Annotated in this window: 22 protein-coding genes and 1 tRNA gene; 16 read left to right on the top strand and 7 right to left on the bottom strand. The window is 65.1% G+C overall.

Annotation, left to right across the window (positions count from 1 at the left end):
* Nucleotides 1-65 precede the first annotated feature (65 nt).
* The 3 genes from VIG90_RS12735 to VIG90_RS12725 all read left to right on the top strand — a co-directional run bounded on the left by VIG90_RS12735 (nt 66) and on the right by VIG90_RS12725 (nt 2,600).
* On the top strand, nt 66-752 hold the full coding sequence (locus tag VIG90_RS12735) for a fumarylacetoacetate hydrolase family protein (protein WP_331593897.1): 687 nt from the start codon (nt 66-68) through the stop codon (nt 750-752).
* 81 nt (nt 753-833) lie between these two features.
* Complete coding sequence (gene purU, locus VIG90_RS12730; protein ID WP_331593896.1) at nt 834-1,694, top strand: formyltetrahydrofolate deformylase; 861 nt, start codon at nt 834-836, stop codon at nt 1,692-1,694.
* 72 nt (nt 1,695-1,766) lie between these two features.
* Complete coding sequence (locus VIG90_RS12725) at nt 1,767-2,600, top strand: hypothetical protein (RefSeq protein WP_331593895.1); 834 nt, start codon at nt 1,767-1,769, stop codon at nt 2,598-2,600.
* Nucleotides 2,601-2,659: 59 nt separating this feature from the next.
* Here VIG90_RS12725 and VIG90_RS12720 read toward each other — a convergent pair whose 3' ends face one another.
* The 3 genes from VIG90_RS12720 to VIG90_RS12710 form a co-directional block, all read right to left on the bottom strand.
* The gene (locus VIG90_RS12720) at nt 2,660-3,112 is read right to left on the bottom strand and encodes a host attachment protein (protein WP_331593894.1); all 453 of its coding nucleotides are present in this window, start codon (nt 3,110-3,112) and stop codon (nt 2,660-2,662) included.
* 118 nt (nt 3,113-3,230) lie between these two features.
* Nucleotides 3,231-3,719: an Rrf2 family transcriptional regulator gene (locus tag VIG90_RS12715; protein WP_331593893.1), complete on the bottom strand. Its 489-nt coding sequence runs from the start codon at nt 3,717-3,719 to the stop codon at nt 3,231-3,233.
* 216 nt (nt 3,720-3,935) lie between these two features.
* Entirely contained in the window at nt 3,936-4,409 is a 474-nt protein-coding gene (locus tag VIG90_RS12710; RefSeq protein WP_331593898.1) for an Lrp/AsnC family transcriptional regulator, read from the bottom strand.
* Between the two features lie 283 nt (nt 4,410-4,692).
* On the opposite strand from VIG90_RS12710, the gene trxB reads away from it, so the two are divergent.
* Both trxB and VIG90_RS12700 read left to right on the top strand, forming a co-directional pair.
* The gene (trxB, locus tag VIG90_RS12705) at nt 4,693-5,658 is read left to right on the top strand and encodes a thioredoxin-disulfide reductase (RefSeq protein ID WP_331593892.1); all 966 of its coding nucleotides are present in this window, start codon (nt 4,693-4,695) and stop codon (nt 5,656-5,658) included.
* Between the two features lie 43 nt (nt 5,659-5,701).
* On the top strand, nt 5,702-6,625 hold the full coding sequence (locus VIG90_RS12700; RefSeq protein WP_331593891.1) for a LysR family transcriptional regulator: 924 nt from the start codon (nt 5,702-5,704) through the stop codon (nt 6,623-6,625).
* A gap of 437 nt (nt 6,626-7,062) precedes the next feature.
* On the opposite strand, the gene VIG90_RS12695 is transcribed toward VIG90_RS12700, so the two are convergent.
* The 4 genes from VIG90_RS12695 to VIG90_RS12680 all read right to left on the bottom strand — a co-directional run bounded on the left by VIG90_RS12695 (nt 7,063) and on the right by VIG90_RS12680 (nt 10,672).
* Nucleotides 7,063-7,755 (bottom strand): protein-methionine-sulfoxide reductase heme-binding subunit MsrQ, encoded by a 693-nt coding sequence (locus tag VIG90_RS12695; protein ID WP_331593890.1) that lies wholly within the window; start codon nt 7,753-7,755, stop codon nt 7,063-7,065.
* Between the two features lie 5 nt (nt 7,756-7,760).
* Nucleotides 7,761-8,720, bottom strand: a complete 960-nt coding sequence (gene msrP / locus VIG90_RS12690) for a protein-methionine-sulfoxide reductase catalytic subunit MsrP (RefSeq protein WP_331593889.1) — start codon at nt 8,718-8,720, stop codon at nt 7,761-7,763.
* Nucleotides 8,721-8,903: 183 nt separating this feature from the next.
* Nucleotides 8,904-10,106 (bottom strand): pyridoxal phosphate-dependent aminotransferase, encoded by a 1,203-nt coding sequence (locus tag VIG90_RS12685; RefSeq protein WP_331593888.1) that lies wholly within the window; start codon nt 10,104-10,106, stop codon nt 8,904-8,906.
* A gap of 218 nt (nt 10,107-10,324) precedes the next feature.
* The gene (locus VIG90_RS12680) at nt 10,325-10,672 is read right to left on the bottom strand and encodes a hypothetical protein (protein ID WP_331593887.1); all 348 of its coding nucleotides are present in this window, start codon (nt 10,670-10,672) and stop codon (nt 10,325-10,327) included.
* Between the two features lie 262 nt (nt 10,673-10,934).
* Here VIG90_RS12680 and VIG90_RS12675 point away from each other — a divergent pair, with 262 nt between their 5' ends.
* The 11 genes from VIG90_RS12675 to VIG90_RS12625 all read left to right on the top strand — a co-directional run bounded on the left by VIG90_RS12675 (nt 10,935) and on the right by VIG90_RS12625 (nt 20,445).
* Nucleotides 10,935-11,948 carry a polysaccharide deacetylase family protein gene (locus VIG90_RS12675; RefSeq protein ID WP_331593886.1) on the top strand — a complete coding sequence of 338 codons (1,014 nt, stop codon included), beginning with the start codon at nt 10,935-10,937 and terminating at the stop codon, nt 11,946-11,948.
* Nucleotides 11,949-12,081: 133 nt separating this feature from the next.
* Nucleotides 12,082-12,157 (top strand) — tRNA-Ile (locus tag VIG90_RS12670).
* A 199-nt stretch (nt 12,158-12,356) separates the two neighbouring features.
* Nucleotides 12,357-12,605 (top strand): exodeoxyribonuclease VII small subunit, encoded by a 249-nt coding sequence (locus VIG90_RS12665; protein WP_331593885.1) that lies wholly within the window; start codon nt 12,357-12,359, stop codon nt 12,603-12,605.
* A 13-nt stretch (nt 12,606-12,618) separates the two neighbouring features.
* Nucleotides 12,619-13,515 (top strand): farnesyl diphosphate synthase, encoded by an 897-nt coding sequence (locus tag VIG90_RS12660; RefSeq protein ID WP_331593884.1) that lies wholly within the window; start codon nt 12,619-12,621, stop codon nt 13,513-13,515.
* A 92-nt stretch (nt 13,516-13,607) separates the two neighbouring features.
* Entirely contained in the window at nt 13,608-14,120 is a 513-nt protein-coding gene (gene coaD / locus VIG90_RS12655; protein ID WP_331593883.1) for a pantetheine-phosphate adenylyltransferase, read from the top strand.
* An 86-nt stretch (nt 14,121-14,206) separates the two neighbouring features.
* Nucleotides 14,207-14,719, top strand: a complete 513-nt coding sequence (locus tag VIG90_RS12650; RefSeq protein WP_331593882.1) for a peptidylprolyl isomerase — start codon at nt 14,207-14,209, stop codon at nt 14,717-14,719.
* A 151-nt stretch (nt 14,720-14,870) separates the two neighbouring features.
* Entirely contained in the window at nt 14,871-15,077 is a 207-nt protein-coding gene (locus tag VIG90_RS12645; RefSeq protein ID WP_331593881.1) for a hypothetical protein, read from the top strand.
* A gap of 148 nt (nt 15,078-15,225) precedes the next feature.
* Nucleotides 15,226-15,531: a hypothetical protein gene (locus VIG90_RS12640; protein WP_331593880.1), complete on the top strand. Its 306-nt coding sequence runs from the start codon at nt 15,226-15,228 to the stop codon at nt 15,529-15,531.
* 119 nt (nt 15,532-15,650) lie between these two features.
* A complete protein-coding gene (gene queA, locus VIG90_RS12635) occupies nt 15,651-16,709 on the top strand; it encodes a tRNA preQ1(34) S-adenosylmethionine ribosyltransferase-isomerase QueA (protein ID WP_331593879.1) in 1,059 nt (352 codons plus the stop codon).
* Nucleotides 16,706-17,842 carry a tRNA guanosine(34) transglycosylase Tgt gene (gene tgt, locus VIG90_RS12630; RefSeq protein ID WP_331593878.1) on the top strand — a complete coding sequence of 379 codons (1,137 nt, stop codon included), beginning with the start codon at nt 16,706-16,708 and terminating at the stop codon, nt 17,840-17,842. Before queA ends, tgt begins: the two co-directional genes overlap by 4 nt.
* 167 nt (nt 17,843-18,009) lie before the next feature.
* On the top strand, nt 18,010-20,445 hold the full coding sequence (locus tag VIG90_RS12625; protein ID WP_331593877.1) for a membrane-bound PQQ-dependent dehydrogenase, glucose/quinate/shikimate family: 2,436 nt from the start codon (nt 18,010-18,012) through the stop codon (nt 20,443-20,445).
* Nucleotides 20,446-20,573 lie beyond the last annotated feature (128 nt).

The following is a 20,573-nucleotide window of genomic DNA, read 5'->3' as shown; positions in this document are numbered from 1 at the left end:
GCGGCCTGACGCGCCTGACAGACATCAGACCAGAGAGACATCAGGCCAAACAGGGGAGTGGTATCATGCGTTACGTGTTTGATCTGGAAGAGCGGCCCTCTGTCGCGCTGGCCGGTTCGGAGGCACGCTTTCCGGTGCGCCGGGTTTACTGCGTGGGCCGCAACTTCGCCGAGCACGCCCGCGAGATGGGCTACGATCCCGACCGCGAGCCGCCGTTCTTCTTCAGCAAGCCGGCCGACGCGCTGGTGGAGAGCGGGTGCGACGTGCCGTACCCGCCGCGCACCGAAAACCTGCACCATGAGGTCGAGCTGGTCATCGCCATCGGCAAGAGCGGCCGGAACATCCCGGTCGAGGAGGCGGAGAGCCACATCTACGGCTATGCGGTGGGCAACGACCTGACCCGGCGCGACCTGCAGGCGCTGGCCAAGAAGGACGGCCGCCCGTGGGACACCGCCAAGGGCTTCGACCAGTCCGCGCCGATCTCGGCCATTCACCGCGTCGATGAGGTGGGTCACCTGCGCTCGGGGCGCATCTGGCTGACGGTGAACGGCGAGACGCGGCAGGACGGCGACCTGAACGCCATGATCTGGTCCGTTCCCGAAGTGATTGCCGAGCTTTCCACCCTGTTCGAGCTGCGGGCGGGCGACCTGATCTTCACCGGCACGCCGGCGGGCGTCGGCCCGGTGAAGCCGGGCGACGTTGTTGAATGCGGCGTCGACGGGCTGGACGTGCTGCGCCACCGTATTGTTTGACCGGAGGTTCAGGGTCGGCGCGGAAAATACAATTTTCGTAGAGTGTTGGCCTTCCGGCGACGGAATGCTAAGTCTGTGCCCATGCACACAGAATTCGCGCTGACCCTGTCCTGTCCGAACCGCCCCGGCATCGTTGCCGCAGTGGCGACCTTCCTCTTCGAGAACCAGTGCAACATCCTCGATGCACAGCAGTTCGATGATCTGGAGAGCAACCGGTTCTTCATGCGGGTGCTGTTCAATCCGGTCAGCGAGGGCGTGTCGCTGGAGGCGCTGCAGGAGCGCTTTGCTGGGGTGGCCGAGAGCTTCGGCATGTCCTGGACCATGCGCGACCGGGCCGAGCGGCGGCGAGTGATGATCCTCGTCTCCAAGTTCGATCACTGCCTTGCGGACCTGCTGTACCGCTGGCGCTCGGGCGAGCTGCCGATGGACATCTCCGCCATCGTGGCGAACCACCCGCTCGAGACCTATGCGCATCTGGATTTCCGGGGCATTCCGTTCCACCATCTCCCGGTGACCCGCGACACCAAGATGGAGCAGGAAGCCGAGCTGCTGGAGCTGATCAAGGCCACCAACACCGATCTCGTCGTGCTGGCCCGCTACATGCAGGTGCTCTCGGACGGCCTTGCCGCCAAGCTCAGCGGCCGCTGCATCAACATCCACCACTCGTTCCTGCCGAGCTTCAAGGGCGCGAAGCCCTACCATCAGGCGCACATGCGCGGCGTGAAGCTCATCGGCGCGACGGCGCACTACGTCACCTCCGACCTCGATGAAGGTCCGATCATCGAGCAGGACGTGGAGCGCATCACCCACAGCGACAACGCCGAGGATCTGGTGCGCAAGGGCCGGGACATCGAGCGCCGCGTGCTCGCCCGCGCCGTGCGCTACCATCTGGAAGACCGCGTGATGCTGAACGGCCGCAAGACCGTGGTGTTCGCAGCCTGACCCCCTCTGCAGGGTAGTTCCCAATCGTCCTGTGGGGCCTAATATCCTCCGGCTTTCTGCCGGGGGACCCGTATGTCATTTGCCATAACATTTGCGCTGCTGGCGGCGGCCGCGCTGGGAGGCGCGCCGCATGTTGACGTGTGCCCGGCATCCGGCGCACCGTCGCTGGCGGCCCTGTCCGAAGCTCGTCCGGCCCGGCCGGTGTTGCTGGGCCTGCTGGCCGCCGATGCGCTGAGCCCGGCGGCGGGCGGCACGTTCACGAAGGGAGCGGAGGCGGTTGCACAGGCGCTTGCTCTGGCAGAGGGGCAGTGGCGTTGGTCAGTTGTGCGCTCCGGCCTGTCCGCCGATGGACGTCATGGCTTTACCGCCGGTTACATCGATGAAACCGCGGCTGACGGCAAGACGGCGGGCTTCAAGTTCCTCGCCTACTGGGTGAAGGACGGGGAGACGTGGCGGATCAAGGCGTTCCGCAAGTCGCCCGCCCCGCAAGGCGAGCGGACGTCGCCCGCGCCGTGCCTGCGCTCACGCGCGGCAGTGCCGGGGCCTGCGGAGCATCAGCGTACCGGCCTCATGGCGGCCGAGCAGAAGTTCTCGGACGATGCGCAGGTGCTCGGCATCGGCCCCGCATTTGCGAAGCATGGCAGCGCTTCTTCCATCAATCTCGGTCAGGGCGCAGGGCTGACGCTGGGCGCGGTGGCGATCGGCGCGGAAATCGGCTCCGGCAACCAGCCGCCGCTGGCGTGGTCGTCAGACGATGCGCTGGTGGCGCCAGGCGGTGATCTTGGATTGAGCTGGGGTGTTATTCGCGTCCTTGGCAAGGAGGAGGAAGCAAAGGGGCGTTTCGCCTTCTTCACCGTGTGGCACCGGGCAGGGCCCGGCGAACCCTGGCGGTATATCGCCGAATAGGAGCGGGGAGACCGGGTCTCCCCGCCCGATATACCGGCCAGCGGCACGCCTTCGCTCCGTCAGGGAAGCAATTCCTCGAACCGATTGGCCAGATCGTCGTCCGACGAGTGGGTCAGATCCTTGTCCAGTTCGACGATGACACACTCGCGCGCCTGATCGCTCAGCTTGCCGCGAATATCGCCCAGTGTCTTGGGGGCGGCCACCAGCACCAGCCGGTTGAAGTGGTTGGCCAGCGCGCCGCGGTTGATGAACTCCGCCAGTTCTTCCGCGAACTCCTGTTTCAGGAGGCGGCGGGGATCAGGACCGGACTGGATGGAATGGAAGGTGGCGGCATCGTTTGCTGCGCCGCCACGCCCGAGGCCTTCGTTCTCGAAATCGTGGCTGAGCAGTTCACTGTTGATCCATTGATACGGGAACACGTCCTCCACCCGGGGGCGCGGCGTGCGCACGCGCCGGACGATGCGGGCGCGTTGACCGTCGGCAATGACAAACCACGTCTCGGGCTGCTTCATCGATCCATCTCCCTGCAAACTCGAAAGCATCTGCATCCGCGGCGGTGGCGCCGCGGTTCAGTCAATGCAACGATTGAGGATGGTCTTGGTGTCCCGCCGCAAGCGCAACAGGGCTTTCTCAGCCGACAGCGTGGGCGAGGGGCTGGGTCATCATCGGGGCGGGGGCATCGATCAGGGCCGCAACCGACTCGGCAGGCGCATTGATGACGTCCGCCAGCGTGGTGGCGTCCAGAATGCGGGCGGTTTCGTCCCGCACCATCGCCATCACGCGGTTGATGGCGCAGGCCGTCTCGTCCTTGCAGTCCTCGCACGGACGGTAGGCCGTGCGGGAAACGCACGGAACCAGCGCCAGCGGGCCTTCGGTGATGCGGATGACCTCCCCGAAAGTGATCTGCTCGGCCGGACGGGCGAGCCGATAGCCGCCACGCTTGCCGCGCAGACTCTGCACCAGATTCTGGCGCTTCAGCTCGACGAGAATGATCTCGAGGAACTTGCGGGGGATGTCCTCCGATTCAGCCAGCGTCGCGATCTGCACCGGTTCGCCTTCGGGCGTCCGGGCGAGCCGGACCATGGCCTTGAGAGCATAGCGGGTGCGTTGCGACAGCACGGGACGACCTTGACTTCTAGTAATGATTGCGGGGCGAATCGGGGTGTGAACCTGGAGTAGCTTCGCTGGACCCCCGCGTCAATGAAACCGGCCTCTGCCGTGCGGAAAAGCCGCCAGTATGCGGACGAAGCGCAGCAGGGGCGCTCAAAAACACCTTGCCCCGGCGGATCGGGTCCGGCCGGGGCAAGGGAAAGCGCACTGCTGTCTTTTGTCCGCTCAGTCCGAGCTAAGGTCGACCGGGATGCCCGGCTGCCGCTTCGACGTGCGGATGACGAGGGAAGTCTTGACGCTGGCCACGTTGGGGGCCGGGGTCAGCTTGGAGGTCAGGAAGCGCTGGAACGCCTGCAGGTCGGTGGAGACGATCTTCAGCACGAAGTCGATCTCGCCGTTCAGCATGTAGCATTCCCGAATCTCGGGCAGCTGCTCCACGTGCTTCTCAAAGGCTTGCAGGTCGGCTTCGGCCTGGCTCTTCAGGCTGACGAGCGCGAACACGATGATGCTGTAGCCCAGCGCATCGGGGTCGAGGTCCGCATGGTAACCCTTGATGACGCCAGAGGTTTCCAGCGTGCGGACGCGCCGCAGGCAGGGAGGAGCGGTAATTCCGGCGCGATTGGCCAACTCCACGTTGGTCATCCGTCCGTCGTCTTGCAGATTGCTCAGGATCCTCCGATCAACAGCATCCAGCTTCACGCGCGCCACAGTTTCGCTCCGGCAATTTCTACCAAGGTGATTTGCGTACCGTGCAATAAAATGTCTTGCAAGGGCTATTTAATTTCTGCCTTCGACCAATGAGCGATTGCGTCCCATCGCCGCGACGCTTCGCCTGTCTCATGGTCAGGCCGGGGCGCGAAAAACGCGCCGCCCACGTGGGGGTGGGCTCAAAGGGGTGTCGTAAAAGCCGACTTGGCTGCTTATATGGGGCTGAAGTTTCATGCCCGAACGGGCGATTGCAGGAATGAGAGCCGAGGATTTCATGAGCGAGACCATTTCCACCCGCGTGCTTATTCTGGGGTCTGGCCCCGCAGGTCTGACGGCAGCCATCTATGCGGCGCGCGCAGCGCTTGAGCCTGTGCTGGTCTCCGGCATCCAGCCGGGCGGTCAGCTCACCATCACGACCGAGGTGGAGAACTTCCCCGGCTTTGCCGATCCGATTCAGGGTCCGTGGCTGATGGAGCAGATGCAGGCGCAGGCCACCAACGTGGGCGCGAAGCTGATGTCCGAGCACATCATCGACGTGGACCTCAGCCAGCGTCCGTTCCGCCTGACCGGCGATTCCGGCACCGTGTTCCTGGCTGACACGCTGATCGTCTGCACCGGCGCGCAGGCCCGCTGGCTGGGTCTGCCGTCCGAACAGAAGTTCCAGGGCTTCGGCGTTTCGGCCTGCGCCACCTGCGACGGCTTCTTCTACCGCAACAAGGAAGTGGTGGTGGTCGGCGGCGGCAACACCGCCGTGGAAGAGGCGCTGTTCCTCACCAACTTCGCCTCCAAGGTCCGTCTGATCCACCGCCGCGATTCGCTGCGCGCCGACAAGACCAACCAGCAGCGCCTGCTGGCCCACCCAAAGGTGGAAGTGATCTGGGACAGCGTGATCGAGGAAGTACTGGGTACCGAGGAGCCGCTGGGCGTGACCGGCGTGCGCCTGAAGAACCTGAAGACCGGCGCGGTGAGCGAAGTTGCGACCGACGGCGTGTTCATCGCCATCGGCCATGATCCGGCTACCTCGCTGCTGAAGGGCAAGGTGGAGATGGACGAGGATGGCTATATTCTGACCAAGCCGGACTCCACCGCAACCTCCGTGCCGGGCGTCTATGCCGCCGGTGACGTGAAGGACAAGGTGTACCGTCAGGCCGTGACCGCCGCGGGCATGGGCTGCATGGCCGCGCTGGAGGCCGAGCGCTTCCTCGCGCACCAGCCTGAGCAGGCGCTGGCTGCGGAATAAGCCGCATTCAGGGGAGAACTGACGACAGGGCGGGGGCAGGCGGATGATGCGCGAAACCATCGGCGGCAGGGGCATGGACTGGGAAAAGCTGCGGCTTTTCTATGCCGTTGCCGAAGCTGGCAGCTTCACGGAAGCCGCCAAGCGGCTGCATCAGAGCCAGCCCGCCCTGTCTCGTCAGATCCAGGCGCTGGAGGCGAGCCTGGGCGCGGCGCTGTTTCACCGCCACGCCCGGGGGCTCGCCCTCACGCACGAGGGCGAGCAGCTGCTGGAGGCGGCGCGTCTCGTGGCGGAGCGGATCGACTCGGTCGAGCGCGCCATCCTCGCCACCCGTACCCGTCCGTCGGGCGAGTTGCGCGTCACCACCACGGTCAGCTTCGGCTCGACGTGGCTGATTAAGCACGTGCGGGACTTCCTCGATCTCTATCCCGACATCAGCATCAACCTGCTGCTGGCGGACGACGACATCGACCTGTCCAAGCGCGAGGCGGACGTGGCCCTGCGCTTCCATGAACCCAAGCAGGCGGACCTGATCCAGCGGCATCTGGCGGACATCCGCTACATCGTGTGCGCCTCGCCCCGGTATCTGGAGAAGAACGGCACGCCCCAGACGGCGCAGGATCTGGATGACCACCGGATCGTCGCCTACGGAGCCTACGCTCCCGAACCCATTCGAGACGTGAACTGGCTGCTCAGCGTCGGCCGGTCGCACACGCCGCGCACGCCCATTCTGGCGGTGAACAACCTCTATGCCCTGATGCAGGCGGTGGAGGAGGGCGTCGGCATCGGCTCGCTGCCCGCCTATCTGGTCAAGTCGTCAGAGCAGCTGGTGCCGATTCTGCCTGACGTGATCGGCCCGCGGTTTCCCATCTACTTTGTCTATCCGCGCGAGCTGAAAAGCTCCATCCGCGTGGCGGTGCTGCGCGACTTCCTGGTGATGCGCGCGACGCAGGAATCGCTGAACCTGTAATCAGCCGGACTTTCCCCGGTTTGGCCCTGATCGGCATGAGCGGCCTGCGCCCTCGGTGTAGGGTGATTTTGCGTAGCGTTCGCAGAAATCTGCGCTTTTTCCATAATCAAAGCGCATGGAAACCCCGCTTGATTGAGAGGAAATGGTCACTGGGCGAGAAGTCTCGCCGTGCAGGCTTGTGCGGAGTACCTGTTTTTCTGCGGCAAACATGAAAAAGGGGCCTATGCATATTTTGCATAGCACCCCTGCGAAATGAGGCTCTACTGAGTGACGGGCAGCTGGGCCATATAAGTCGCGTGTTGCATTGCAGCGACGCGTTCGGAGCTCCTCTCCTCCCCCCTTGAGGTTCCGAACCCGATCCGATCGGTCCTCCCCCCGTATCGGATCCTTGCGCTCCATCCCCCCGATGGAGCGTCCCTATGCAGACTGGCCGGGCCTTAGTGCCCGGCCTTTTTTTTGAAGCCCGCAGCTTGGCGTAATCGCGGCAGTCGCGCAAGCATCAGAATCACAAAAATCACGCCATAAATGATAGGCTCCAGCTGGACGCCCTTCACCACCAGCCAGAAGTGCAGCACGCCAAGGCCGCCCACCAGGTAAACCAGCCGGTGTAGCCGCTGCCAGCGGCGCGCCCCCAGCGTCCGAATCGCTCTGGCGGTGGAGGTGAGCGCGAGCGGCAGCATGAGCAGCAGCGCCCCCATGCCGAGCGTGATGTACCAGCGCTTGAGAATGTCCGCCCACAGCTCGGCCACCGAGAACTCCCGGTCCAGCCCAAAGTAAAGCAGCAGGTGCACCACCGCATAGGTGAAGGCGTAGAGCCCGCTCATGCGCCGGATGCTCATCAGCGGCGTCCAGTGCGTCAGCTTGGTGAAGGGGCTGATGGCCAGCGTGAACAGCAGGATGCGCAACGCCCACAGCCCGGTGTGGTGGATGGATGCCTCGATGGGGTTGATGCCGAGGTCGCCGCCGCCTTGGCGGATCAGCAGGAACCACTGCGCCGCCAGCCACGCCAGCGGCAGCGCCATCAGCACGAAGGCAACCGGCTTCAGCACCCGTCGTGCCATGCGGGCGCGGCCGGGCCGGGATCCGGTGGAGCGGGATCCGGCAGAGCGGGGGCGCGCGGCAACAGCCATGGGGCTCAGTAATACTTGCGCAGGTCGAGGCCCTTGTAGAGCCCGGCCACCTGCTCGCCATACCCGTTGAACAGCAGCGTGTCGCGGCGCTTGAACTCGCCGATGCGCCGCTCCTTGGCCTGGCTCCAGCGCGGGTGGGAGACTGCCGGGTTCACGTTGGAATAGAAGCCGTATTCGCGCGGCGCGGACAGATTCCACGAGGTCGGCGGCTGCTTGTCGGTCAGGCGGATGGAGACGATCGACTTGATGCTCTTGAAGCCATATTTCCACGGCACCACCAGCCTTATGGGCGCGCCGTTCTGGTTGGGCAGCACCCGGCCATAGAGCCCGACCGCCAGCATGGTCAGCGGATGCATTGCCTCGTCCAGCCTCAACCCCTCCACATAGGGCCAGCGGAGCACGAAGCCACGCTGGCCGGGCATCTGCCGGGGGTCGTGCAGGCTGGTGAAGGCGACGTAGCGTGCGCTTGCGGTGGGCTCCACCTGCTTGAGGAGGGACGCCAGCGGAAAGCCGACCCACGGAATGACCATCGACCAGCCCTCGACGCAACGCAGGCGGTAGATCCGCTCCTCCAGCGGCATGGCCTTGAGAAGCGCATCCACATCGAACTGCCGGGGTTTGGCCGCCATGCCGTCCACCGTCACCGTCCACGGCCGAGGCTTCAGGGTGTGGGCGTTGGCGGAAGGGTCGCCCTTGTCCGTGCCGAACTCATAGAAGTTGTTGTAGGTCGTCACCGCCTTGAAGGGCGTCTGCTCCTCGTCCGTCGAGAACGGGCCGGACGTGTAGTTCAGCTTCGCCAGCGATGACGGCGTCGGCGCGGCCTCGGCGCAGGCGGTGAGGGCGGAGGCGGGCAGGAGACCCGCCGCAATCATCCCGGCCAGCCACTCCCGCCGGTTCAAATACAGCGCCTCGGGCGTGGCCTCGCGCTCGGGCAGCGAAAAGGCGGACGGCTTTCGGATCAGCATGGCGGCACCTCCGCTGAAGGGGTGCACTGAGTCTAAAGTGATTTCTTTTCATGTGCAGGGGGATCTTGATCCCCCTGGCCGCGAAGGCGGTCAGATCGTCTGATTCTGGTTCTTGCACCACAAACAAGAAGGGCGTCCGCGACGGATGCCGGGACGCCCTGACTGGTCAGCAGCTGGCGGTGCTTACTTCAACACGGCGCAGGCCTTCTGGATGCGGGTGCAGGCTTCCGTCAGCACCTCGGTGGAGGTGGCGTAGGAGATGCGGAAGTGCGGCGACAGGCCGAAGGCTGCGCCATGCACGACGGCAACGCCCACCGATTCCAGCAGGTAGGTGGCGACGTCTTCGTCGTTGTTCAGCACCTTGCCGTCCGGCGTGGTCTTGCCGATCATCCCGGCGCACGACGGATAGACGTAGAACGCGCCTTCCGGGGTGGGGCAGGTGATGCCTTCGGCGTCGTTCAGCATCTTCACCACCAGGTCGCGGCGCTGCTGGAACACCTTGGCGCGCTCCTTCAGGAAGTCCTGCGGGCCGTTGAGGGCGGCCACGGCGGCGGCCTGGGAGACCGAGCACGGGTTGGAGGTGGACTGGGACTGAATCGCCGAGATCGCCTTGATCAGCTGCTTCGGGCCACCGGCGTAGCCGATGCGCCAGCCGGTCATGGAGTAGGCCTTGGATGCACCGTTCATGGTGAGGGTGCGGTCGTACAGCTTGGGCTCGACGGCGGCGATGGTGGCGAACTTGAAGTCGTCATAGACGATGTGTTCGTACATGTCGTCCGACAGGATCCAGACGTGCGGGTGCTTGAGCAGCACGTCGGCCAGCGTGCGCAGGTGCTCGGCCGAGTAAGCCGCGCCCGACGGGTTGGACGGCGAGTTCAGAATCACCCACTTGGTCTTGGGCGTGATGGCGGCGTCCAGCTGCTCGGCGGTGATGCGGAAGCCGGTGTCGATGGTGGCTTCGATGAACACCGGGGTGCCGCCGGCCAGCTGCACCATGTCCGGGTAGGACACCCAGTAGGGAGCCGGGATGATGACTTCATCGCCGGGGTTCACGGTCGCCATCAGGGCGTTAAAGATGGTGTGCTTGCCGCCAGAGTTCACGGTGATCTGGTCAACGGCGTAGTCCAGGCCATTCTCGCGCTTGAACTTCTCGGCAACGGCCTTCTTCAGAGCCGGGGTGCCGTCGACGCCGGTGTACTTGGTCTGGCCGCTGCGGATCGCCTCGATGCCGGCGTCCTTGATGTGGTCCGGGGTGTCGAAGTCAGGCTCGCCCGCGCCGAGGCCGATGACGTCCTTGCCCTGAGCTTTCAGTTCGGCGGCCTTGTTGGTGACCGCAATGGTGGGTGACGGCTTGATACGGCCAAGAGCATCGCTCAGAAAGCTCATCGGAACATCCTCATGTTCAAAAGACGGATTGCAGGCAGGCCTTGAAAAGGCGGCGCGACCCTAGTGCAGTGTCGGTTGCCGTTCAAGCAGGCGTCTGGAGGATGTTGAAATCGTCGCACGAAACGCGGCAATGGCCGGGAAACCGCGCTTGCGCCAAAGCCAGAGGGCGCGCCGCTTTGCGCGAACGCGCCCTGTATTCGGAAATTTTATTGCTATTTTTAGTCTTGCATCTTTTCGCCGGTGCGCTCGATTGCCTGGCCGGTGGAATCAAGTGCCTCGCCGGTCTTGTCCTTGACCGCGTCCGCGCCGGATTCGATCTTGTCACCGGCCCTATCGGCGGCCTGCTCGGCGTCCTGGCCCAGTTCCTTCATGTCCTGACGGGCTTCGGCAGTTGCCTCGGCTGCGTCCTGGCGCATTTCGGCCGTGCCTTCGCGCACGTCCTGAGACATTTCGTCGATCTCACGACCGGCTTCGGCGCCGGTTTGCTGGGCGCTCTGATCGCAGGCGGCAAGGCCGAGCAGGGTCAGGGCAGCAGCAGTCTGGAGCAGAGGGTTCAGCTTTCTCATGGGCAGTCTCCCGTTATTGCTCTTAAGGAATTAGAAGGGAAAGATCGCCGATCAAGGAGGCGAAGCGGAATCGGTCTTCAAACCAATGGTTGCTGCCAGATAAATTAAAGCGCCAAACAGCCTTGCAAACCGTGTGCGGAGGCCGATATCGTTTCAGCCAGGGCATCAAGTGTATTGGCCCGGGCGAGCAGGTCAGACGTTGCCGAACCTGCAACCCTGCAGAACCAATCGTGGCATAATCAACTGGGGCCGATTCACCGCAATGCTTTCGCCAGAAGCGACCGACTATGTGACCTTCGGTCCGGGTTTTGCGCCCCGTGTGCTGGTTCTTGTCGACACCGAAGAGGATTTCGACTGGGGCCAGCCGGTCAGCCGCGCCAACGTCTCGGTCAAGTCCATCGCCAAGCTGGAGCGGGCTCATCGCCTGTTCGCTGATTACGGCATCACGCCCTGCTATCTGATTGATTATCCCATCGCCACCACGCCGCAGAGCATCGACGTGCTGAAGCCGTGGGTCGAGGACGGCAGCTGCATCATCGGCAGCCAGTTGCACCCGTGGGTGAACCCGCCCTTCGTGGAAGAGCTGAGCCGGGTCAACTCGTTCGTCGGCAACCTGCCGCGCCAGATCGAGAAGGCCAAGCTGGAAGCCCTGACGCACGCCATCGAGGCCAGCTTCAACACGCGGCCTCGTGTCTATCGGGCCGGGCGCTATGGCGTTGGCCCCAACACCGCCCGCACCCTCATCGAGCTGGGCTATTCGGTCGATGTGTCGGTCCGCCCGTTCTATGACTACGGCAACGAGGGCGGACCCAACTTCCGCCGCATCCTGCCCCAGCCGTACTGGGCCGACCCCGATCAAAGATTGCTGGAACTCCCGCTGACCAGCGGCTTCACCGGCCTGCTGCGCGGCGTGGGTGAGGAGGTTTATGCCGCCGCCTCGCGCATGGGGCCGATGACGGCGCTGCTCTCCCGCAGCCGCCTGCTCAACCGGGTGACGCTTTCGCCCGAGGGGATGCCGGTGGAGGAAGTGCTCCCGGCGCTGAAGGTGATGGCGGCGCAGGGACAGAGGATCTTTTGCATCTCCTTCCATTCGCCGTCGCTGGAGCCGGGCAACACGCCTTACGTGCGCACCGAGCAGGATCTGGAAGAGCTGTACGGCTGGTTGCACGAGGTGCTGACGTTCCTGATCCACACGGTGGGAGCCAAGCCCGCCACGCCTTTCGACATTCTCGACGCGGCGCGCGTCGACAGCTGCGCGGCTCTTGCCCGGGTTTAAGGGGCGTGCTTGAGTGCGCCGCTATAAGCTGTTGAATTGAATATATTTCACATGTTTTGTTAGACTAGGAACATGTGCAAAACCCTCTGGTCAGGCCAAACAAGATTTGGTAACCGAAGGATGGTTTCTCTTGGGGCCTGTAGCTCAATGGTTAGAGCTGGCCGCTCATAACGGCTAGGTTGCGGGTTCGAGTCCTGCCGGGCCCACCAGAACCACTCCTCTCACCAGAACCTTCCTTACCCCTGCCATCCCATTCCGGGGCCATTGCTGTCGGCGGATGGCCCGCCGACGTGGGGCAGCTATGGTGCGGGTGCGTCACGGTGCGGGAAAGCACCCGTTTCCGGCGCGTGTAGTCTTGACCCGTTCAATGCCAGCGGCCAGAACAGGGGCCTCTTGCAAGAGGTAGGCATGACAATAACAGCCGAAAAAATCGCGGCGCTCAGCTTTGAGGCGGCCCTTGAGAAGCTGGAGCAGATCGTTCACCGGCTCGAGTCCGGCGAGGCCAGCCTTGAGGACTCCATCGATCTCTACACCGAGGGAACGCTGCTCAAGCAGCATTGTGACAGCAAGCTGAAGGATGCGCAGGCGCGCATCGAGAAGCTTCAGATCGGCGCAGACGGGGCCCCCAAGGGCGCGACCCCGTTCGACGCCGAATAGCGGGGCCGCATAGATGCATACGCCGCCAGCCCTGAAGCCTGCTCTGGACGCACTGGCCCAGGCCATGGACAGCCGGTTCGACCGGCTGCTCGCCGTGCCCGAGGATCCGCGCCGCCGCCTGTACGAGGCCATGCGCCACGCCACCATGGACGGCGGCAAGCGCATGCGCCCGCTGCTGACGGTTGCGGCCTGTGATCTGTTCCGGGTGGAGAAGGACCGCTCCTTGCGTGTCGCGCTCGCCATCGAGTGCGTGCATTGCTACAGCCTCGTGCACGACGACATGCCGTGCATGGACGATGACGACGTGCGCCGCGGCAAGCCGACGGTCCACAAGGCGTTCGACGAGGCCACCGCCGTGCTGGCAGGCGATGCCCTGCAGACGCTGGCCTTCGAGATTCTGGCGGACGAGGCGACGCACGACGACCCCAACATTCGTATCCAGCTCATTCAGGAACTGGCGAAGGCCGCTGGCCCTGCCGGCATGGTGGGCGGGCAGGCCATGGATCTGGCCGCCGAGACCACCACGTTCGACCTGCCGACGACCACCCGGCTCCAGCAGCTGAAGACCGGCGCTCTGCTGGCCTTCTGCATCGAGGCCGGGGCGATCATGGGCAAGGCGACGCCGGAACAGCGCACCCGCCTGCGCGGCTATGCGCACGACCTGGGTCTGGCGTTCCAGATCGCCGATGACCTGCTCGACGTGGAGGGCTCCTCCGCCCGCACCGGCAAGGCCGTGGCGAAGGACATGGCGGCTGGCAAGGCCACGTTCGTCTCGTTGCTGGGCGTGGAGCGCGCCCGTCAGCAGGCGGATTTCCTCATTGATCAGGCGATCAATCATCTGGCCAGCTTCGGCGCCGAGGCGGATCTGCTCCGCGCCATCGCCCGGTTTGCCATCGAGCGGGACCACTGAGGCGCAAGCCACGGCTCCCGAAGATTCCAGCCAGAAATTTCAGCCAGAGATTTCAGCCAGAGATCTCAGCCACAGGGGCGAAAGAACACGTTATGGCAGAACAGGCGATCAGCCACAAACCGCGGGTCGGCGTTTACCCCGGCACCTTCGACCCCATCACCAAGGGGCACCTCGACATCATCCGGCGCGGCTCCAAGCTGGTGGACCGGCTGGTGGTGGGTGTCGCCACCAACCCGTCCAAGTCGCCCATGTTCACGCTTGAGGAGCGGGTGGCGCAGGTAGAGCGCGAGGCCGCGGTCGTCGCGCCGAACGTGGAGGTGGTGCCCTTCAATTCGCTGCTGATGAAGTTCGCGGAAAGCCAGGGCGCGGACATCATCATCCGCGGTCTGCGCGCCGTGTCGGACTTCGAGTACGAGTTCCAGATGGCGGGCATGAACCAGAAGCTGAACCCGGACGTGGAGACGGTGTTCCTTATGGCGGATGTGGCGTTGCAGCCGATTGCGTCGCGTCTGGTTAAGGAAATTGCCATTTACGGCGGTGATATTACCTCGTTCGTTCCGCTCTCTATTGCGGAAGAAGTGCGGGCGCGGGTAGAGCGCAAGTGATGACCAAACAACCGAGCGGGTTCCATCAGATGACGCGGCGCATGTTGCTGAGCCTCCTGGCGCTCCTCGGACTCACAGGAGGTGTTATGGCCCAGACTGAAACCAACCCGGCTCCGGCCGAAGTCGACCTTGAGAACGTGCTGGTGATGGAGCTGTCGAACGGCGGTTCCGTCAAGATCGCCATGCGCCCGGACAAGGCGCCCAAGCACGTGGAGCGCATCAAGATGCTCGCGCGCGAAGGCTTCTACGACGGCATCATCTTCCACCGCGTGATCGAGGGCTTCATGGCCCAGGGCGGCGACCCGACCGGCACCGGCATGAGCGGCTCCAAGTACCCGGACCTGCCGGCCGAGTTCAACGACCTGCCGCACGTGCGCGGAACCGCCTCCATGGCGCGCGCCGCCAACCCGAACTCGGCCAACAGCCAGTTCTTCATTTGTTTCCAGCCGTCGTTCTTCCTCGATGGCCAGTACACCGTCTGGGGCCGGGTGATCGAGGGCATGGAAACCGTCGACGCCATCGAGCGTGGCGAGCCGCCGCGCAACCCGACCAAGATCGTAAAGGCTTACGTCGCCGCCGACGCATCGGCCGCGCAGTAAGCGGAGCGGGATCGCCCGGTCATCCGGGCATCCAGAAGATCCGGAAGGGGAGGCAACCGCCTCCCCTTTTTCGTTGCGCACCTTCTACGACCAGGAGCTGATGGCAAGACCCCCCACCGCAATGTTAGAGTTCGTCAAAAGGAGATCGAACATGACCACGTGCAGCGCGGGGACAGAAACGTTCTACAGGGTGGATTCCGGACCGGCCCGTCCGGGCCGCAACATATTCACCACCTACAAAATGCCCAGCGGCAGGCTCGTGGTCTCGCTTCGCCGCGACGTTTACGAGGCCGCGCTGAAGGCTGCTGCAGAGGCCATGCGCAAGATCAAGCAAGAGGAAGAGCCTTATAAGCCGTGACCAGCAAGAACCCCGTTTATGACGCCCTTGGGGTTGATGATGAGAACCCTGAGGCATTGACGGCCTATGGGTTATATAGTGCCACAAGCGGGCCTGGGCGCGTGAACTTGAGCGGAGCCAGGGTCGCCCCCCGACGGCGGAGGAGAATTTGGCTTTCGCGCGGGCGGTCTCCACGGCGGATCAGGTGGCACGTTATCGCAAGAATGCGGATGATCTCCTGATCGCCTTTGCAAGCCGAATGGTTGAACAGGCGCGCCCCGTCATCGAGTGGGAAGCGGTCACGGTGCGCATCGAGCAGGCGGCTGCTCGGGTGGAACAGAAAAGCTCCTTTGCCCAGCAGGTGGGGCAGGGGCTTGTGGCTACCGCCATCAATACGTTTGTTTTAATCATGCTGGCCCTTGGCATCAGGCTGATGGGCGTCGATTTGCTGTCAGTCCTAAGCCAGGTCGGTTAAACGAAGGGCCTTGCCGCGCGGCCATAAGCGCGGCGGCGCGGCGTCCAAACACGCACTGCACAAACCGCAAAAACCCGCTAAAAGGGCCGCCAGTCTTTGCGGCCGCAAGCGAGTAACCCATGCGCGTTGACCTGTTCGATTTCGATTTGCCGGAAGATCGCATTGCCCTGCGACCGGCGTCGCCGCGCGACAGCGCGCGGATGCTGGTGGTACAGCCGGGGGAAGCCCTGAGCGATCAAGCCCTGCAAGACAAGGGCGTGCTCGATCTGCCGGATTTCCTGCGCCCCGGTGACGTGCTGGTCTCCAACGATACCCGCGTGCTGCCCGCCCAGCTGTTCGGCACGCGGGGCGAGGCCAGGGTGGGCGTCACGCTGCACAAGCGGGTGGACGCGAAGCGCTGGCACGCCTTCGTGAAGAACGCCAAGCGCCTGAAGGTCGGCGACCGGGTGGTGTTCAGCCAGAACCTGTCCGCCATTGTTGAAGACAAGCTGCCGGATGGTCCCATCGCCTTCCTGTTCGAGTGCGAGGGGCCGGTGGAAGCGGCGTTGATGGAGGCCGGCACCATGCCGTTGCCGCCGTACATCGCCAGCAAGCGTCCGGCGGACGAGCAGGACCAGCAGGATTACCAGACCGTCTTTGCCCGTAAGCAGGGCTCGGTCGCGGCGCCCACGGCGGGCCTGCACTTCACCGACCGGCTGCTGGCGGCGCTGGACGCGCGCGGCGTCGAACGGGTGACGGTGACGCTGCATGTGGGCGCGGGCACCTTCCTGCCGGTGAAGGCGCAGGACACGCTCGAGCACAAGATGCACAGCGAGTGGGGCGAGGTCACTCCCGAGGTCGCCGGGAAGCTCAACGCCGTAAAGGCGCGGGGCGGGCGCATCGTCTGCGTCGGCACCACCTCGCTGCGGCTGATCGAGAGCGCGGCGGATGAGACCGGCGTCATTCACCCGTTCAAGGCGGAGACGGACATCTTCATCACGCCCGGCTACCGCTTTAGGGCGGTGGATGTGCTGATGACCAACTTCCACCTGCCCAAGTCGACCCTGTTCATGCTGGTCTCCGCCTTTTCCGGGCTGGAGACCATGAAGGCGGCCTATGCCCACGCCATTGCGCAAGGGTATCGGTTCTATTCCTACGGTGACGCGAGCCTGCTCTTCCGCTACGAGAGCCAGCCATGAGCGAGCGTTTCAAATTCGAGATCAAGGCGACGGACGGCAAGGCCCGCACCGGCGTTATCCGCATGTTACGGGGCGAGATCCGCACGCCTGCCTTCATGCCGGTGGGCACTGCGGCCACCGTCAAGGCCATGCGCGTGGAAGACGTGCGCGCAACGGGCGCGGACATCATCCTCGGCAACACCTATCACCTGATGCTGCGCCCCAGCGCCGAGCGCGTGGCGAAGCTTGGCGGCCTGCACAGGTTCATGAACTGGCACCGGCCGATCCTCACCGATTCCGGCGGTTATCAGGTCATGTCCCTCTCGTCCTTGCGCAAGATCACGGAAGAGGGCGTGTCCTTTGCCTCCCACATCGACGGCTCGCGCCATAACCTGACGCCGGAGCGCTCGATGGAAATCCAGCGGCTGCTGGGCTCCGACATCGTGATGGCGTTCGACGAATGCACCCCGCACCCGGCCAGCCACGAGGTTGCGGGCAAGTCCATGCGCATGTCCATGCGCTGGGCCAAGCGCTCGCGCGCCGGGTTCGACAGCGGCGAGGAACACGCCTCCCGCGCCGCGCTGTTCGGCATCCAGCAGGGCAGCCTCTACAAGGACCTGCGCAAGGAATCCGCCGAGCGCCTGACCGAGATCGGCTTCGATGGCTATGCCATCGGCGGCCTTGCGGTGGGCGAGGGGCAGGGGCCGATGTTCGACGTGCTGGACTATGCGCCCGGCTTCCTGCCGCAGGACCGCCCGCGCTACCTCATGGGCGTCGGCAAGCCCGACGACATCGTGGGCGCGGTGCTGCGCGGCGTGGACATGTTCGACTGCGTGCTGCCCACCCGGTCGGGCCGCAACGGTCAGGCCTTCACCTGCGAGGGGCCGGTCAACATCCGCAACGCCAAACACAAGGAGGACAGCGGGCCGCTTGACCCAAGCTGCTCCTGCCCGGTGTGCACCACCTACAGCCGCGCCTACCTGCACCATCTGGTCAAGGCCGGGGAAATCCTCGGCGCGATGCTGATGACCCAGCACAACATCCACTTCTATCAGTCCATGATGCAGGGCCTGCGCGACGCCATTGCGGAAGGCCGTGTCGAGGCCCACGCCAAGGCGTTCCTCGATCGGTACAAGGGCGGGCAGGACGGTTAAATCCGTCTTTCCTCACCCGCTTCATCACCGGTTCTGAACGGCCTGCCATCTTCCGGTGGCGGGCCGTTCTGCATTTCAGGGCGGAACCTCGGCGCAGACCGGGCCTTTTCAGGGTACGGATGCTCGCACGCTGCGTGCGAGCCAGGCGGACTGTCAGGGAGGGGCCGATGGTGGCTGTTGTCACGGGCTGGGTGCTGCTGCTGCTCGGCGTCTTGATGCTGATCGGCGCGGTCTGGCTGGTCACTGTCGGCGGCAGCCCGTTCTATCTGGTCATCGCCCTCGGTCTGCTCGCCACCGGATACCTGCTCATTCGCCGAAACCCTGCGGCGCGCTGGGTCTACGCGGCGCTGCTTCTCGCGGTCCTTGTCTGGTCCATCTGGGAAGTCGGGCTTGACTGGTGGGCGCTGGTGCCGCGCGGCGTGCTGCTCACCCTCATCGGCCTGTGGCTGCTGCTGCCCCTCTTCGGGCGGCGACGTGTCGGTGCAAACGGCGATGCAGACCCTGCCCGGTCCGGCGCCCGGTCCAGCGGCTGGCGCAGCGGCTTCGGGGCGCTGGCGGCGGTCGTCGTGCTGGTGGGCATCACCGCTCTGATCTCGGTCGTCGAAGACGAGTTCGTCATCGAGGGCGCCCTGCCGACCCAGCGCGTGGCGGTGGACAGCACCGAGCCCCTGCCGGGCAACGACTGGCCCCACTACGGCGGGGACCGCTTCGGCCGACGCTTCTCGACGCTGGGCGACATCACGCCCGAGAACGCCCATCGTCTGAAGCTGGCGTGGGTCTATCACACGGGCGACATGCGCACGGCGGAGGACCCGCGGGAGACCACCTATGAGGTCACGCCGCTGAAAATCCGTGACACCCTCTATTTCTGCACGCCGCACAACCATGTGATTGCGCTGGACGCCACCACCGGCAAGGAGAAGTGGCGGTTCGATCCGAAGATCAGGATCGACATGGGCAGCGAGCATCTCACCTGCCGCGGCGTCTCCTACCACGAAGACCCGGCACCCGTTGCAGGCCCGGCTGGCGGGCAGGTGCTGCCTGCCGGCCAGCAGCCCGCCAATCAGCAAGCCACCAATCAGCCGGCGCAGCCTGCATCCTGCCTGCGGCGGCTGATCGTGCCGACCATGGACGCGCGCCTGTTCGCGCTGGATGCGGACACCGGCGCGGTGTGCCCGGGCTTCGGCGAGAACGGCATGGTCTCGCTGCTCACCGGCATCCCCCACGCCACGCCGGGGTATTACATGGTCACGTCCCCGCCGGTGATCGTCAATCATCTGGCGGTGTTCGGCGCGGCCATCAACGACAACGTCTCCGTCAACAACCCGTCCGGCGTGGTGCGCGCCTATGACGTCCACACCGGCCAACTGGCGTGGAACTGGGATCCCGGATCAAGCACGCCCAACGCCACGCTCGCGCCGGGCCAGACCTACAGCACGGGCGGGCCGAACATGTGGTCCATCGCCAGCGCGGACGAGGCGCTGGGGCTGGTCTACATCCCGCTGGGCAACGGCTCGCCGGACCAGTGGGGCGTCGGCCGCTCGCCGCAGGCGGAGCAGTTCACGTCGTCCATCGCGGCTCTGGACGCCCGCACCGGCCAGCTGCGCTGGGTCCGGCAAACCGTTCACCACGACCTGTGGGACCGGGACGTGCCTTCGCAGCCGACCCTGATGGACATGCACACGCCTGCGGGCGTCGTACCCGCGCTCATCGGCCCCACCAAGCAGGGCGACGTGTTCGTGCTGGACCGGCGCACCGGCGAGCCCATTTTCCCGGTCAGCGAGGTGGCGTTCAAGGGCACGGCCGTCGCGCCTGACAAGGCCGCGCCCACCCAGCCGGTCTCGTCCTTCAGCTTCATGCCGCCGCCGCTGCGCGAGGCGGACATGTGGGGCGCAACGCCCTTCGACCAGCTCGCCTGTCGCATTCGCTACCGCTCCCTCAAGTACGAGGGGCCGTACACCCCGCCGTCCCTGCAGGGCACCATCGTCTACCCGGGCAACACCGGCGTCTTCAACTGGGGCGGCATCGCGGTCGATCCGGCCCGCCAGATCTTCATCGGCTCGCCAGTGCGTCTGGCCTTCACCAGCCGCCTCGTGCCCCGGCCCGATCCGGAGAGCCGGGTGGTTAGCGAGGGCAAGGCCATGTTCGGCGAGAACTTCGGCGCGCCCTATGCGGTCAAGATGGGTCCGTTGATGTCGCCGCTGGGCATCCCGTGCCAGACCCCGCCATGGGGCTCCCTCGTCGGGGCGAGTCTGCAAACCGGCAAGACCCTGTGGCGTCACCGCAACGGCACCGCGCGGGACCAGTTCCCGGTCGTTCCGCTCAAGGTGCGGCTTGGCGTCCCCAGTCTCGGCGGGCCGCTGGTCACGGCGGGCGGCGTGTTCTTCTACAGCGGCACGCTCGACAACTACTTGCGCGCCTATGACGTGACGACCGGCAAGCTGCTGTGGGAAGGCCGGCTGCCCGCGGGCGGGCAGGCCACGCCCATGACCTACCGCGCTGCCGACAACCGCCAGATGGTGGTGGTGGCCGCGGGCGGGCACGGCACCTTCGGCACCGATCTGGGCGATGCCATCGTCGCCTTCACCCTTGCCGACCAGTAGGGGAGGGGGTGATGGGTGCTGTTGCTGCGTCGCTGGTCAGGGCGGCCCTCCTCGCGGCGGGCTGCGCGGGAGCCGTGCCCGCGCTCGCCCAGCCGGAGCCGCCGAACGAGCCGCAGCCTCAGCGCAGG

Source organism: Pedomonas sp., assembly GCF_036515995.1.
Lineage (GTDB): Bacteria > Pseudomonadota > Alphaproteobacteria > Sphingomonadales > Sphingomonadaceae > Pedomonas.
The sequence above is the reverse complement of the archived record's forward strand: the minus strand, read 5'-3'. Positions and strand labels throughout refer to the sequence as shown.